Source organism: Actinoplanes xinjiangensis (assembly GCF_003148685.1).
Lineage (GTDB): Bacteria > Actinomycetota > Actinomycetes > Mycobacteriales > Micromonosporaceae > Actinoplanes > Actinoplanes xinjiangensis.
Genome location: NZ_QGGR01000053.1, coordinates 1 through 15,076, shown reverse-complemented (window position 1 = coordinate 15,076; position 15,076 = coordinate 1). Strand labels below are relative to the sequence as shown.

The 15,076-nt window shown below is 73.2% G+C and carries 11 protein-coding genes; 5 read left to right on the top strand and 6 right to left on the bottom strand.

Annotation, left to right across the window (positions count from 1 at the left end):
* Positions 1 to 261: 261 nt before the first annotated feature.
* The 4 genes from BC793_RS47375 to BC793_RS47360 all read left to right on the top strand — a co-directional run bounded on the left by BC793_RS47375 (position 262) and on the right by BC793_RS47360 (position 6,458).
* Complete coding sequence (locus BC793_RS47375) at positions 262 to 1,785, top strand: DNA polymerase IV (RefSeq protein WP_109603218.1); 1,524 nt, start codon at positions 262 to 264, stop codon at positions 1,783 to 1,785.
* Positions 1,786 to 1,866: 81 nt separating this feature from the next.
* Positions 1,867 to 3,615: an aa3-type cytochrome oxidase subunit I gene (ctaD, locus tag BC793_RS47370; protein ID WP_109603217.1), complete on the top strand. Its 1,749-nt coding sequence runs from the start codon at positions 1,867 to 1,869 to the stop codon at positions 3,613 to 3,615.
* 135 nt (positions 3,616 to 3,750) lie between these two features.
* The gene (locus BC793_RS47365) at positions 3,751 to 5,142 is read left to right on the top strand and encodes a hypothetical protein (RefSeq protein WP_109603216.1); all 1,392 of its coding nucleotides are present in this window, start codon (positions 3,751 to 3,753) and stop codon (positions 5,140 to 5,142) included.
* Between the two features lie 158 nt (positions 5,143 to 5,300).
* Positions 5,301 to 6,458: a M20 family metallopeptidase gene (locus BC793_RS47360; RefSeq protein WP_109603215.1), complete on the top strand. Its 1,158-nt coding sequence runs from the start codon at positions 5,301 to 5,303 to the stop codon at positions 6,456 to 6,458.
* Between the two features lie 89 nt (positions 6,459 to 6,547).
* Here BC793_RS47360 and BC793_RS47355 read toward each other — a convergent pair whose 3' ends face one another.
* The 6 genes from BC793_RS47355 to BC793_RS47330 all read right to left on the bottom strand — a co-directional run bounded on the left by BC793_RS47355 (position 6,548) and on the right by BC793_RS47330 (position 12,959).
* The gene (locus tag BC793_RS47355) at positions 6,548 to 7,579 is read right to left on the bottom strand and encodes an NAD-dependent epimerase/dehydratase family protein (RefSeq protein WP_239170694.1); all 1,032 of its coding nucleotides are present in this window, start codon (positions 7,577 to 7,579) and stop codon (positions 6,548 to 6,550) included.
* A 13-nt stretch (positions 7,580 to 7,592) separates the two neighbouring features.
* Positions 7,593 to 8,840, bottom strand: a complete 1,248-nt coding sequence (locus tag BC793_RS47350) for a cytochrome P450 family protein (RefSeq protein ID WP_109603213.1) — start codon at positions 8,838 to 8,840, stop codon at positions 7,593 to 7,595.
* A 106-nt stretch (positions 8,841 to 8,946) separates the two neighbouring features.
* On the bottom strand, positions 8,947 to 9,744 hold the full coding sequence (locus BC793_RS47345; protein ID WP_239170695.1) for a glycosyltransferase family 2 protein: 798 nt from the start codon (positions 9,742 to 9,744) through the stop codon (positions 8,947 to 8,949).
* A 35-nt stretch (positions 9,745 to 9,779) separates the two neighbouring features.
* Positions 9,780 to 11,234 carry a class I adenylate-forming enzyme family protein gene (locus BC793_RS47340; protein ID WP_109603211.1) on the bottom strand — a complete coding sequence of 485 codons (1,455 nt, stop codon included), beginning with the start codon at positions 11,232 to 11,234 and terminating at the stop codon, positions 9,780 to 9,782.
* Positions 11,235 to 11,244: 10 nt separating this feature from the next.
* Entirely contained in the window at positions 11,245 to 11,982 is a 738-nt protein-coding gene (locus BC793_RS47335; RefSeq protein ID WP_109603210.1) for a glycosyltransferase family 2 protein, read from the bottom strand.
* Complete coding sequence (locus BC793_RS47330; RefSeq protein ID WP_109603209.1) at positions 11,982 to 12,959, bottom strand: 3-oxoacyl-ACP synthase III family protein; 978 nt, start codon at positions 12,957 to 12,959, stop codon at positions 11,982 to 11,984. Before BC793_RS47330 ends, BC793_RS47335 begins: the two co-directional genes overlap by 1 nt.
* A 99-nt stretch (positions 12,960 to 13,058) precedes the next feature.
* On the opposite strand from BC793_RS47330, the gene BC793_RS47325 reads away from it, so the two are divergent.
* Positions 13,059 to 14,936 (top strand): PAS domain S-box protein, encoded by a 1,878-nt coding sequence (locus BC793_RS47325; RefSeq protein ID WP_275416312.1) that lies wholly within the window; start codon positions 13,059 to 13,061, stop codon positions 14,934 to 14,936.
* The last annotated feature ends 140 nt before the right edge of the window (positions 14,937 to 15,076 follow it).

The following is a 15,076-nucleotide window of genomic DNA, read 5'->3' as shown; positions in this document are numbered from 1 at the left end:
TCGACGGAAATCGAAGGTTATCTGTGCCTTCGGCCGGGTTGATGCCTGCTAGCTGGGGTAATGTCCGACTATTCGTGATCGAGCCGTATCGTGGCACAGCTTTCGGAGGCCTGTAAAGCAGCTTCCCCCGAGTTTTTGTTATCGCTCCCATACACGCGCATCTACTCTCCGCCACCTCCTCCCGAGGCGGCCACCGACCATGGGGAGCCCGGTGCCACCCGATGCGCGGGGCATGTCATACCCGGCGTTTACGCTGCGGGAGTGAGGAGGGAAGCGAGCATTCTGCACGTCGACCTCGACGCGATGTTCGCCGCCGTCGAGCAGCGCGACAAGCCGTCACTGCGGGGCAAACCGGTGATCGTCGGTGGGGTGGCCGGGCGCGGGGTGGTGTCCACGGCGTCCTACGAGGCGCGTGCCTACGGGGCGCACTCGGCGATGCCGATGGCGCAGGCCCGCCGCCGCTGCCCGCTCAACACGGCTTTCCTGTCGCCCCGGTTCCCGGCGTATCAGCGGACCAGCGCGGTCGTCATGGAGCTGCTGGCCGGGGTCTCGCCCCTGGTCGAGCAGGTCAGCATCGACGAGGCGTATATCGACCTCGCCCCGACCGGCACCGACCTGAGCGTGCCCGCGGTGACCGCGCTCGCCACCCGGCTGAAATCGGAGATCGCCGCCGCCACCGGCGGGGTGACCGGCTCCATCGGTGCCGCCTCCAGCAAACTCCTGGCCAAGATCGGTTCCGACCTGAACAAACCCGACGGCCTCACGATCGTCCCGCCGGGCGACGAGCTGCTGGTCCTGCATCCGCTGCCGGTCCGGCGGCTCGGCGGTGTCGGTCCGGCCACCGAGCAGCGCCTGCACCGCTCCGGTATCCGGACGGTCGGCGATCTGGCCGCGGCCTCCCTGGAGGATCTGGTCGACTGGTTCGGCACCGCCCACGGCCACGGGCTGTTCCGGCTGGCCCGCGCCGACGACCCGCGCCCGGTGGTCAGCTCCCGCGAGGCCAAGTCCGTCTCCGCCGAGGAGACCTTCGACATCGATGTCCGTGACCCGGCCCGCCTGCACCACGAGCTGGACCTGCTCTCCGCCCGGGTCGCCGGCCGGCTCCGCCGCAGCGGGCTGACCGGCCGCACCGTCAACATCAAGGTCCGCCACCCCGACTTCACCACGGTCACCCGGGCCCTGACCCGCGACCAGCCCACCGACGACGGCATCCTGATCGCCCAGCTCGCCCGCCGCCTCCTCGGCGAGGTGCCGACAGCCGGTGGCATCCGCCTGCTCGGCGTCGGCGTCTCCACCCTCTACGACTTCGCCCAGGACGACCTCTTCTCCGCCGCGGGTGAGGATCCACCCGTCCTCACCTTCCCCGGCGACCTCCCGCCGGCGGCGGCGGACGCCCCGGCCGGAGCCGGCTCGCCGGACCCGGCCGCGCCGGCGGTCACCGTGTCCGGTCCGGTCGCCGGTTCGGCCGTCGGTCCGGCCGTCGGTCCGGCGCCCGCTGCGGTGACCGCCCCGCCGTCGCCCACCGCCGCCGGGTTCGTCTCCGCGCCGCCGGTTCCGGCCGCGGTGCCGGTGTGGCGCCCGGGGCAGGACGTGCGGCACGACGACCACGGCGCCGGCTGGGTGCAGGGCAGCGGCATCGGCCGGGTCACGGTCCGCTTCGAGGGTCCCCTGACCCCGGTGGGCCGGGTCCGGACCTTCTTCGTCGACGACCCCCGGCTGCATCCGGCCGACCCACCCGACTGGTCAGGCGGCCTCGACAGCTCAAGTGAGGGAGAGGAACGGTAGGCGGCGGCATTCGGGGGTATGCAGCCGCCGGGTTGTGCTGATGGTCGGCGCGGAGTACGAACAGTCCAGGGAGGACTTTCGATGACCGCTGTTTCCCCTCGCCCCGTGCAGTCCCGGCCGTGGCCCCTGCGGCGACAGGTCCGAGGCTCCTGGCTGGCCCGCGCACTGCGCACCACCGACGCGAAACAGATCGGGATCATGTATATGGTCACGGCGTTCGCGTGGTTCGTGCTCGGCGGCGCGATGGCGCTGCTGATGCGCGCGGAGCTGGGCCGGCCCGGTATGCAGTTGCTCTCGCCCGAGCAGTACAACCAGTTGTTCACCATGCACGGCACGATCATGCTGCTGTTCTTCGCGACGCCGATCGTGTTCGCGTTCGCCAACTACGTGGTGCCGATCCAGATCGGCGCGCCGGACGTGGCGTTCCCACGGCTCAACTCGTTCGCGTACTGGCTGTACTTCTTCGGCGGGCTGATCGCGTTCGGCGGGTTCCTGCTCCCGGGCGGCGCGGCGGACTTCGGCTGGACGGCGTACACGCCGCTGAGCACCTGGCAGCACTCGCCGGGTTACGGCGGGAACATGTGGGTGGTCGGCCTCGCCCTGTCCGGCCTGGGCACCATCCTCGGTGGCGTCAACATGATCACCACGATCCTCTGCCTGCGGGCGCCCGGGATGACCATGTTCCGGATGCCGATCATGACGTGGAACATCCTGCTCACCAGCGTCCTGGTGGTGCTGGTCTTCCCGTTCCTGGCGGCGGCGCTCTTCGCCCTGGCCGCCGACCGGGTGCTCGGCGCGCAGGTCTTCAACGTCGAGACCGGCGGGCCGATGCTGTGGCAGCACATGTTCTGGTTCTTCGGCCATCCCGAGGTCTACATCATCGCGCTGCCGTTCTTCGGGATCATCACCGAGGTGGTGCCGGTCTTCAGTCGCAAGCCGGTCTTCGGGTACAAGACTCTGGTCGCCGCCACGGTCCTGATCACCATGCTGTCGATGAGCGTGTGGGCGCACCACATGTTCGCCACCGGCCAGGTGCTGCTGCCGTTCTTCAGCCTGCTCAGCTATCTGATCGCGATCCCGACCGGGATGAAGTTCTTCGTCTGGATCGGGACGATGTGGCGCGGGCAGATCACGCTCGAGACGCCGATGCTGTTCGCGGTCGGGTTCATGGTGACGTTCCTGCTGGGCGGCCTGACCGGGGTGCTGCTGGCGTCGCCGCCGGTCGACTTCCACGTGCACGACAGCTATTTCGTGGTCGCCCACTTCCACTACGTGCTCTTCGGCACGATCGTGTTCGCGGTGTTCTCCGGCATCTACTTCTGGTTCCCGAAGATGTTCGGCCGGATGCTCGACGAGCGGCTCGGCAAGGTGCACTTCTGGCTCACCTTCATCGGCTTCCACACCACCTTCCTGGTGCAGCACTGGGTCGGCAACGAGGGCATGCCCCGGCGGTACGCCGACTACCTGCCCGACGACGGCTTCACCACCCTGAACATGATCTCGACGGCCGGCTCGTTCGTGCTGGGGGCGGCCACGCTGCCGTTCCTCTACAACGTGTGGAAGTCGTACCGGGCCGGCGCGGTGGTCACCGCCGACGACCCGTGGGGGCACGGGAACTCGCTGGAATGGGCCACCTCCAGCCCGCCGCCGCTGCGCAACTTCGACCGGATGCCCCGGATCCGCTCCGAGCGGCCCGCCTTCGACGCGAAGTACCCGCAGCTCGCCGCCGGTGGGCAGTCGCCGGCCGGACCGCCGGAGGGTGGGGCGCGGCCGTTGACCGAGGAATCCACCGGGGGTGCCAGCTATCCGGAGGACCGTACCGATCGTTGAGATAGGCGGTTAACGGAGGAACTGTCTGGTTTGCGCATAGATGCTCATTATGAAAGACGATCGAAAGCCCCGTACCTAACAAACTGCGCAAGGCGATGAGAGATCGGACAACCCGCCCCTTCCGGAAGGGACCTCATGCCGATCGCTCTGCACGCGCTGGTGGCCGCCGCGCTCGCCGTGCCCGCCGCCCCCGTCGCCGCCACGACGCCCCGGGACTGCGACGAGGACTTCACCGCACGCTCCCGGGCCGACCTCGCGAGAATCACCGTCCTGGACCCGCGGCCGCTCACCAGAGGCCTGCCCGCTCTCGCCGACGTGCGCCTCGCGAGCGCCGAGGGCACCGTCGACAGCACCGCACGGCCGCACCGCAGCATCGCCTCCGGCCGGCACGCCGACGCCCGCATCCTCGGGCTCCCCGGCGGCGGTGCCGGCGCCCGGCACGCGGCACCCGGCCCCGGCGGCCCCGCCGAGGTGGACCTCACCGCCTTCCGGGCCGCGGGTCTCGCCACCGCCGGTGCCGGCCGGTCGACCGCGTACGCCACCTGGGACGACGCCTACCGCTGCGGCAGGATCGGACCACTGACCAGGTCGGCCACCATGCTCAGCGGGCTGTCGGTTCTCGACGGCGCCGTCACCGCGGCCGGCCGGCCCACCAGCCTCCTCCGGATCGGGCCGACCGGCTCCACCCAGAGCGCGACCGACCTCGTCCGCCTGCGGAACGGGCGGGTCGGCGTACGGTCCGGTGCCGGTGCCGCCCTCGGCGACCTGAGCCTCTTCCCCGGCACCCCGCAGGAGATCTCGGTCAAGGTCGTCACCCAGCCCACCCTGGAGGCCGTCGCCGGCACCCGCCCCGGCGACGCCGAGGTCGGCTACCGCCCGGCCGTGCTCAAGGTCCACACCGCCGGCAGGCCCGTCCACGTGCTCAAGGACGCGGGCGCCGTCGTCTCCCTCGGCCTCCTCGGCGGCGCCGCCCAGGGCCCGCCCGTCGCGCTCGAGGTCCGGCTCTCCCTCGGCGAGGTCCGGGAGTCCCGGCGCGGCCGTCAGGTCTCCGCCGAAGCCTCGACCCTGCGTGTCGAGGTCAAACTCGGCAGGATCCACGTGCTCGACGTCGCCCTCGGCCATCTGTCGGTCACGGCCTGCGCGCCCGCCCCGGCCGACCGCGACCGCCCGGGCCCGGGCCTGCCCAGCCCGTTCCCCGGCGGCGGAGAGTCCCCGGACCACTCCGGTGACGGCGACACCACCTCGCCTGCGGCATCGGCATCGGCATCGGCATCACCCTCCGTCCCCGCTGACGACGACGGGCCTGGCCCGGTCGCCGAGCCCGTTCCCGTCGCCGACGGCGATCCGGTCCCGGTCCCCGGCCCCGCCGGCCCCGCCGGCCCCGCAGACCCCGCCGGCGGTACGGGCGGCAGCGATCTCGCCCTCACCGGCGCCGATGTGACCGTCTTCGGGTTCGCCGGTGCCGGCCTGATCCTCGCCGGGCTGCTCTCCCTGCTCCTGACCCGCCGGCGCCCCACCCGCGATTGACCCGGCCGCGCCCCGGGGGATGGGCCGGCCGCGCGCCGGGGGATGGGCCGGCCGCGCGCCGGTCCACCCCGGCCCGGGGCGAGCATCCCGGCTGGTGGGCCGTGGTCCACCCGGTTCGGTGAAATGCCCCGGCGAATGGCCCGGCATACGATGACGGCATGTCACTGGGGACGGACGCCACGGTGGACGAATGGCAGGCCCGGCTGATCGGGCTGAGCCACAGCCTGCACGCCGAGCCCGAGGTCGCGTTCGAGGAGCACACCTCCGTGGCGAAACTCGCGGCGCTGATGGACGAGGCCGGGTTCGACGTCGGCAAAGGCATGTGGGATCTGCCGACCGCCCTGCTCGCCACCTACGGCGAGGGCGACCTGACGATCGGGATCTGCGCCGAGTACGACGGGCTCCCCGGCATCGGCCACGGCTGCGGCCACAACATCATCTGTGCGTCCTCGGCCGGCGCGGCCATCGCACTGCGCACCGCCGCCGACCGGTACGGCTTCCGCATCGCCCTCCTCGGCACCCCCGCCGAGGAGAGTGGCGCCGGTAAGCAGCTGATGCTGGAGCGCGGCGCCTTCGACGACGTGACCGTGGCGATGATGGTCCACCCCGGACCGGCCGCCGACACCGCCGGAGCCGGCGACAGCACCCAGGCGTGCAGCCGCTTCTCGGTCACGTTCGAAGGCCGGCCCGCCCACGCCGCCGGCGCACCCTGGGACGGTGTCAACGCCGCCGACGCCGCGGTGATCTCCCAGGTGGCGATCGGCCTGCTCCGCCAGCAGACGCCGCCCGGCTACCGGATCGCCGGTTTCGTCCGCACCGGCGGCGAGAAGACCAACATCATCCCCGAGCGCAGCGTCCTCGAATACGAGGTCCGCGCCCCCGACGCCGACCGGCTGGTCACCCTCCGTCGGCGCGTGCAGGCCTGCTTCGAGGCCGGCGCCCTGGCCACCGGCGCCACCGTCGAGTTCCGCCGCACCGAACCCGACTACCTCGACCTGCGCAACGACACCTGGCTGATGGAGCGGTACAGCGGCCACCTCTCCGCGTTCGGCCGCACGGCGATTCCGCTGCCCGGTGGGCTCAGCGCGGCCTCCACCGACATGGGCAACGTCAGCCACGCCGTACCGTCCATCCACCCGATGATCGGCCTCCGCGGCGTGACCGCCATGCCCCACACCCGCGAGTTCGCCGCCGAAGCCGCCGGTCCCGCCGGTGACGAGGCCCTGCTCCACGCCGCCAAACTTCTGGCCCGTACCGCCACCGACCTCGCCGCCACCCCGGAGCGCCGGGCCGCGTATCTGGCCCGCGGCCGCTGACTCTTTCGCCCTCTTTCGCCGAGGCGGGGTCAGGACGGCGGAAGCTTGTTCAGGAAGCCGGAAGGCTGTTCAGGACGGCGGAAGGCTGTTCAGGACGGCGGAAGGCTGTTCAGGAAGTCGGCGAAGGTGCGGCGCGGGGTCCAGCCCTGCGCGCGGGCCCGGCTGATGTCGAGGACGACCGGGTGAGTGAGCTGCTCCACGGCGTACCGCGAGAGAACCGGTGGACGCCGGGTGAGCCGCGCGGCCGCCGTGGCCATCGCGGCGGCCGCGTCCACCAGCGGAACCGGCAGATGCGTCACCGGCACACCGAACACCGCACTCACCACCGCGTCCCGCCGGTAGACGACCGCGTCCGCGATGTTGTAGACCCCCGCCGGCCAGCCCGCCGCGTCCGCGATCTTATGGACCCCTCCCGGCCGGCCCGCCGCGTCCGCGATTTCATGGACCCCTGCCGGCCAGCCCGCCGCGTTGCCGGGTCGCGCCCTCCGGCCCTCCGCATCGTCGGCGGCCGCGGGGAGGCCTATCGCCGCCAGGCAGGCGCCGGCCAGGTTCTCCACCGCGGTCAGGCTGAGCGGCACGTCGGGTCCCGGCAGCAGCGCCCGGCCGCCCCGGACCACCCGCCGCAGCCGGGGCAGCAGATGCGGATCACCCGCCCCGTAGACGGCGCGCGGCCGCAGCACCACCGCCCCCGCGCCGCGTGCCAGTCGTTCGCCCGCCGCTTTAGTCCGGCCGTAGGCGGTCATCCCGCCGAGCGGATGGTCCTCACTGATCGATTCCGGTCCGGCGGGCGCATACACGCTGGCGCTGCTCACCCACACGACCGGCCGGTCGCCGGCGGCCTCCAGCAGGCGGGCGGTCCCGTCCACGTTGACCGCCCGGAAGGCCGCCTCCGACGCGCGGCCGGGCACCGGGTCACCGACGGCCGCGGCGAGATGCAGCACGACGTCGGTTCCGGTCAGATCCGGCGGGGTACGGGCAGCGTCCCAGAACCGGTGCTCCCCGACCGGCCCGGGGCGCCGCCCCAGGCAGACGACCGTGGCCCCGGCCGCAGCGGCCGCCCGCGCCACCACGCCCCCACAGAACCCACTGGCGCCGGTGATCGCGATCCGGCCGGTCAGCACGCCCCGGATCCTCTCACCCGTCGGACCGGCCGGCCGGGTCGCCGGGCGCGGGTGGGCGGCGGGTCGCGATGACGGTCAGGGTGGCCCAGCTCGGCAGGGCACTGGCCCGGTCCGCCCGCGCGGTGTGGACGACCGGGCGGTAGGGCGCCAGCGCGGACAGCGCGTCGATCAGCTGGAGCCGGGCCAGCCGTGCACCGGGGCAGGCGTGCGGCCCGGCGCCGAACACCAGCTGCGCGGTCTGTGGCGGCGCCGGGTCGGACGGGGACGGGTCCCGGTCGTGGGCGCCCACCGCGTGGCGGGCGATCAGGAGCAGACGGTCGCCCCGGCGCACGGGCCGGCCGGCCACGGTTCCGGCGGCGGCGGCCACCCGGGGGAGCAGCGGGGTCGGAGCGGTCACGCGCAGAAGTTCGCTGGTCAGTGCTTCGGGGGCGGTCTCGGCGTACGCCCAGAGGTCGGCATCGGCGCACCAGGCCGCCGCGCGCGGCAACCCGGCGACCGTCGTGTTGATCGCGGCGACCGCCAGCATCGCCGCAAGACCGGTCCCGGCCTCAACCCCGGCCTCGGTCCCGGCCCCCGTCCCGGCCTCGGTCCCGGCCCTGACCCCGGCTCGGGCGCCGACTTCGGGACCGGAACCGGCACCGGCTTCGGCCTCTGGGCCGGTGGAAGCGTTACGGGTAGCCCGGTCGAGCAGGGCGTTCAGGTGGGCGGCAGCACGCTCAGCGGCCCGGCGGTGGCTGGGAAACGGGAAGCCGGGGAGATGTTCGCGGGCACCGGCCGCGGCGGCGGCACGGGCCGCGGACGCGAGTGCGAGCGGATCCACCGTCAGGCCCAGCAGTGCGGCGGCGGTGGCGCCGGAGAGTTCGGCGGCCACGTCGACCAGGTCGACCGGCTGACCGTCGGCGAGCGGCTTCAGGCGGCGGTCGAGTACTTCGGTCCAGACCGGGCGCAGGCGGTTCACGCCGTCCGCGCCGAGCGACTCGGCCAGCCCACGGCGCGAACCGCGATGATCGTCGCCCTCCTGGTCGAAGAGCAGGCCGCCGCCGGTCAGCCGTCCGGCGGCCCCGCCGGTGGTGCCCTCGGCGGTACGGTCGAGCGGCACCCGGACCAGACCATCGGTGAACGCGTCCCGCGAGTGGGCGACAACGGTCGTGCCGATGCGGGCCGCCGGCCGCCTCCGGGTCGCCGCGAGCAGCGCGAACAGCACCGGATGACTGCGCAGATAGACCTGCCGGTCCCGGCGGCGCGCCCGTTCCTGCGACATGTCGGCCTCCCCCCGCAATCTCACCGCACCCCACCGCGGAACGCGATCATCGTGTGCATCCGCGCGCGGGTCAATTCGCACCGGGAGGGGAGCACGCCGCACCGGGTCAGCGGACGTGGACCTGGGCCGTGCTCGGCGGACGGTACCGGCGATCCCAGTACCAGAAGAGGGTTCGGCGGGCGCCCCACGCACGCAGCCGCCGCAGGCTGGATTCGACGACCGCGTCCTCGGCGCGGGTGATGCGGGTGGTGATGCGGCGGGCCCGGTTCAGGAGGGTGACGTCCTCGGATCCGTCCTCCAGGGCTTCCCGGGCGGTGCCGCCGCAGCGCAGGTACAGGTCGGCGGTGAGCGCCAGATTGTGCCCGTGGACGAGGACGTAGGGGCTGCGGTACTCGGGCGCCCGGTGTGCCTTGCGGTAGCGGCCGTACACCGCCGCCAGCCGGACGGCGGCGGGGAAGACATGACGTTCGGCCCAGGTGGGCCGCTCGTCGCGGCGCGGGACGCTGCGGCCGCAGACCAGATCGAAACCATTGCCGAGGTACGCCCGGAGCGTCGCCACCCAGTCGGAGGCGGGCAGGCAGTCGGCATCGGTACGGGCGAGCCACGTGGCCCCGGTCGCGATGGCGTGCCGGAACCCGGTGTCGGCGGCGGTGCCGGCCCCGCGTTCGGTCTCGGTGACGATCTCCACGGGAAACGGGACCGTCCCGGCGAAGCGGCGGACCACGGCCACGGTGTCGTCGGTGGACGCGTTGTCGACGACGACCAGCCGGAAGTCCCGGTCGGTCTGCCGCGCGAGCGCCGCCAGTGTGGCCCCGATGGACCCGGCCTCGTCGTAGGCGGGCACGACCACCGCGATGGTCACGGCGCCCGGCCCGGGCCCGTCGTCGTGGTTCGCGCCGCTCACGGCCGTACCCCGATCCGGCCCGGGGCCGGCGGCGCTCATGGCCGTACCCGCTGATGGGGTATGCCGGAGGCGAGCGACGCCGCAGCGTGCCGGTCGGGTTTGCGGGATCGCCCCGCCAGGGGCACCGGGGCGAACATGACACGGTCGGGCCGGGCCGAACCCATCCGGTCGAGCGGCCCGCGGAGAGCGGCCTCGACGGTGGCCCGGTCCGCGCCGGGGGTGGTCTCGACGATCGCGACCACGTTCTCGTCGCCGTCACCGGCGGGCACCCCGACGAGGACGGCGAGCGAGACGCCGGGCACGTGCAGCGACGGCTCGTACAGTCCGGGATAGATGTTCTCGGCCTTCCGCAGGATCATGTCCTTGCTGCGGCCGCCGAGCACGACGCGGCGCCCGGACAGGCCGGCGATGTCGCCGGTGGCGACCCACTCGTGCGGCTCGCCGCCGAGGTACCGGTCGCAGACCCCGGCCCCGGCGAGCAGCAGCTGCCCGGACTCGTCGAGCCGGCCGCGGACACCGGGCAGAAGGTCACCGACGAGATCGCCGCCGCCGGACCAGGCGCCCTTCTCGCGGGATTCGACGGCGGCGGCCGGGAACACCTCGGTGAGGGCGTAGACCCCCCACGCCTCGTCGGCTCCGGCGGCCCGGACCCGGTCGAGCAGGTGCGCGGACACCGGCGCGGACCCGCTGTAGACGCGCCCGCTGAACGGCACGCCGCCGTCGAGCGCGACCCGCAACTGCGGGGGCGTCAGGTAGACGGCCTGCGGGCGCAGCCCGGTGATCTGCCGGGCGAGCGAGCGCGGCCGTCGTTCCGGGGCGGCGACCGGCGCACCGGCGGCCAGCGACGGCACCGTCACGAAGAACGTGGCGCCGAGCACCGGCACCCCGGCGACCGGCCGGACCAGGTCGGCGACGGACCGCAGCCCGGCGTCGAGCCCGGCGCGGGTGTGCACGACCGCGCGCGGGCTGGTGGTGGTGCCGGAGGTGAAGATGATGACGGCGTCACCGTCGCCGTCGTGGGCGGGCGGCACCGGCCCGGAGGTGAGCGTCAGGGCCGGGGCGTTGCCGGGCAGGCGGGTGCCGACGGTGACGGTCGGGCCGAGCGTGGTGAAGTCGGGCAGTGCCAGTCCGGCCCGGCGGGCCAGCGGGGCGGCCCATCCGGCGACCGCCTGGGCGGCCGCGTCGGCGACGATCAGGGCGGGCCGGGCCAGCGACAGCCGGGCGGTGAGCACGTCCGGCCCGGCGGTCGGGTCGAGCAGCGCCACCCGTACGCCCAGCCGGTACGCCGCGAGCACCATCGCCACCGCCCGCGGACCGGGGCGGATCGCCAGCCCGAGAGTGTCGCCGGGACCCAGGCCACGGGCGTGCAGGGCGGTCGCGTACCGGTCACGGAGCCCGGCCAGCTCGCCCCGGGTGACCGTGCGCCGTCCGCGCAGCAGAGCCGGACGGTCGTCAGTCGTGCGAAGGCCGGTACTCAGCGCGTCGAGCAAGTGGTTCCCCTCATCGTGGGTCCGGGGTCAGGGCGCCACTGCCACGGTCGAGGTACCAGCGGGCGGTCCGCAGCACCCCGTACGCGCGCAGCCGCCGGGTCGAGTTCTCCACCACCATCGACCGGCTGTGCACGATCGATGAGGTGGTCCGGCGTACCCGATTGAGGAAGAGCCGATCGGTCGGCGACGGCCGCCGCGGCATCCCGCCGCACGCCTCGTAGAGCGCCGCGGTGATCGCCATGTTGTTGCCGGCGTGCATCCGGTAGGGGGCCCGGAAGCCGCTGTCCCGATGCGCCGGCCGGATCCGCCCGAACGCCGCCGCCAACGCCACGAGCAGCCCGAACACCGCCCGCCCGGCCGGTCCGTGCTCGTCGCGCCGGGCGGTGATCCGCCCGCAGACCAGGCCGGCGCCGCCGGTGAGCGCGGTCCGTGCCGCCGCCACCCACCCGGGCCGGGGCAGGCAGTCGGCGTCGGTACGGGCCAGCAGCACCGCCCCCGCCGCGATGGCGTGCCGGAACCCGGTGTCGACCGCGCAGCCGACACCCTTCTCGGTCTCGACGAGCACCTCCACCGGGAACGGCGCGCCGTGCCGGAACTTCTCGACCACGGCGACCGTGGCATCCGTGGACCCGTTGTCGACGACGAGGAGGGTGAAACCGGTGTCGGTCTGTGCGGCGAGGGCGTCCAGGGTGGCGCCGATCCGCGCGGCCTCGTTCCAGGCGGGCACCACCACCCACAGGTCGGTCATCACCGTTCCCACACCATGGTCATCATGCTGACGCCGCCGCCGAGCCCGATGAACAGGACCCGGTCCCCGGCCGACAGCTGCGGGTACGTCCGGCTGAGCTGCACGCCGAGGGTCGCGCTGGCCATGTTGCCCAGCGTCGTGACGGTGACGTCGAGCCGGTCCTTCGGCACCCCGGTCACCTCGATGAACTTCTCCAGGTACGGCATCGTCACCTGGTGCACGAGGATCCGGGCGTACTCGGTGTACTCCATGCCGGTGCGTTCCCGGACCCGGTCCAGGATGCCCGCCCCGATGGTCTCGAACACCCCGCGCAGCCGGTGCCCGTCCCCGGTGAAATAGGTGTGCTCCTCGCCCCGCGGATGCCGGGACCCGCCGCCCGGGATCCCGCCGACGGTCCAGTGCTCGGAGTGGGTGGCGGTGTCGACGTCGATGATCCCGCCCCGCTCGACCGGCTCGACGACCACCGCCGCACCGGCGTCACCGAACGTGTACCCGGCGAACGCCCGCCGCGCCTCGGCCAGCCCCGACACCCGCGGCCGCATGACCCGGCTCGGTGTCTCCCCGGTGACGACCAGCGCCCGGCGTGCCCGCCCGGCCAGGATCATCGACCGGGCCAGGTCGATCCCGTTGACGAAGCTGTTGCACGCGTTGGTGACGTCGAGCGCGTGCGCCCGGCTGCCGAGCGCGTCCTGCAGGATGTGCGCGGTCGCCGGCTCGACCATGTCCCGGCTGGCCGACGCGAACAGCAGCAGGTCGACGTCGGACGGGTGCCGGCCGGCGGAGGCGAGGGCGTCGCGGGCGGCGTGCAGCCCGAGCGTGGACGCGTACTCGTCGTCGGCCGCGACCCGCCGCCGTTCGATGCCGGTGAGCCGGGCGAGCAGGCCGCGGGGGAGCCTCCCGATCCGGTCCTGCAGCTCGGTCGTGGTGACCTCGCGCTCCGGCAGATGGGCGCCGACCCCGGTGATTCCGACTCGCACTATCCCCCCACAGACGGTTCAGCCCCTCAGCATGACCGACCCGGGACCGATATGACGACCGTGCCGGAACAGCTTTTTCTGCTGGGAAACCTGGGCACCATGATCACGTACGCGGCGATCACGGTGGTCATCACGGTGCCGGTGGCCCGGGCCGGCCGATTACGGAGCAACCGGCTCGCGGTGGCGACGGCCCTGATCTTCCTGACCGCCGCGGTCGGGCACGGGCTGCATGCGTACCTCGCCTTCGCCGGCCTGGGCCACGCCGAACACGCCGTCTCGATCGACTGGGTGTGGGCGCTGGCCTGGTGGAACGTGGTGACCGGGGTGGCCGGGCTCTACTACTGGACGGTCCGCCGGCGGACCCGGGCACCGGCCGGGGCGATATACCCGGACCCCCAGCGGGAACGGCTCCAGGACGAGGCCGACGCGCACCGGGCCACCCTGGAGGCGGTGATCGAGCACACCGATGACGCGATCATCGGCTCCGACCTGGACGGCGTCATCACGGCCTGGAACCGCGGCGCGGAACGGATCTTCGGCTGGACGGCCGCCGAGATCATCGGCAGGCACGCCCGGGTGCTGACCGACGACGCCGGTGCCGAGGAACAGCGCGACATGATGCATCGGATCCGGACAGGGGAACGCGGCGTGCCGTACGAGACGCGCCGCTTCCGCAAGGACGGCACCCCGGTCGAGGCGTCGTTCAGCGTGGCCCTGGTCCGGGACCGGTTCGGGCACCCCGTCGGGTTCTCCGCGGTGGTCCGCGACATCACCGCGATCAAGGAGGCGGCCGAACGGCAGCGGGCCGTCGAGGAACGCACCCACCAGGCGCAGCGGATGGAGAGCCTCGGCAAGCTGGCCGGCGGGGTGGCGCACGACTTCAACAACATCCTGGCGATCATCGTCAACTACACCGACTTCGCCGTCGAGGAGGCGGCCGGCAACGACGCCCTGGCGACCGACCTCCGGCATGTGCGCAGCGCCGCCGACCGGGCCATCAACCTGACCCGCCAGCTGCTGACGTTCACCCGCGGCGACACCATCCAGCCGCAGGACGTGGACCTCAACGCGGGCCTAGCCGAGGTGCACGCCATGCTCGGACGCACCATCGGCGAGCACATCAACCTGATCATGGTGTCGTCCCCAGCGCCGGTCATGGTGCACGCCGACCCCGGCCAGATGCAGCAGGTGCTGCTCAACCTGGCGATCAACGCCCGCGACGCGATGCCGGACGGCGGCACGCTCGTCCTGGAGGCGAACACCGCAGCCCTGGACGGCGGCGAACTCGACATGCGGCCGCCGCTGCCACCCGGAACCTACGCCCGCCTGCTGGTCAGCGACACCGGCGAAGGCATGACCGCCGACGTGGCGGCGCACATCTTCGAGCCGTTCTACACGACGAAACCCCGGGGCCAGGGCACCGGCCTGGGACTGTCCACCGTCTACGGCATCGTCACGGAGGCGGGCGGCAGCGTCAACGTCTACTCCGAACCGGGCGTCGGCACCACGTTCCGCATCTACCTGCCGCTGGCGACGGCGTCCGGCGCCGCCCTCCCCGCGGTCCTGCGCCGGGACACCCCGCCATCCGGCGACGGCCGCACCATCCTGGTCGTCGAGGACGAGCCGGCCCTGGCCCGGGTCGTCACCCGCATCCTGGCCAACGGCGGCTACCACGTCCTCACCGCCACCGGCGGCCGCCAGGCACTGGCCCTGTTCCGCCTGCACGGCTGCGACGCCCTGCTGACCGACGTGATCATGCCGGAGATGTCCGGCCGCCGCCTCGCCGAGATCATCCACCAGACCGCCCCGGCGCTGCCGGTCCTCTACATGTCCGGCTACAGCAACGGCCTCCTCGGCACCACCCACGTCCTCGACGGCGACATCGCCTTCATCGAGAAGCCCTTCACCGCCCACGACCTGCTGCACAAGGTCGCCGAGGTCGTCACCTCCCAAACCCTGATCCCCGGGTACGGCTAACCCACCCCCAAACCCCGCCCGCCCCGCCGCACCCCGCCCCGCAAACCCGTTACCTTTTTGATCGTCCCCACCGGGGACTGCTCGGTCGCTCGGTCCGGTATGACTTACTGCCCCTGTCGTACGCATGATCCGGGGGGTGT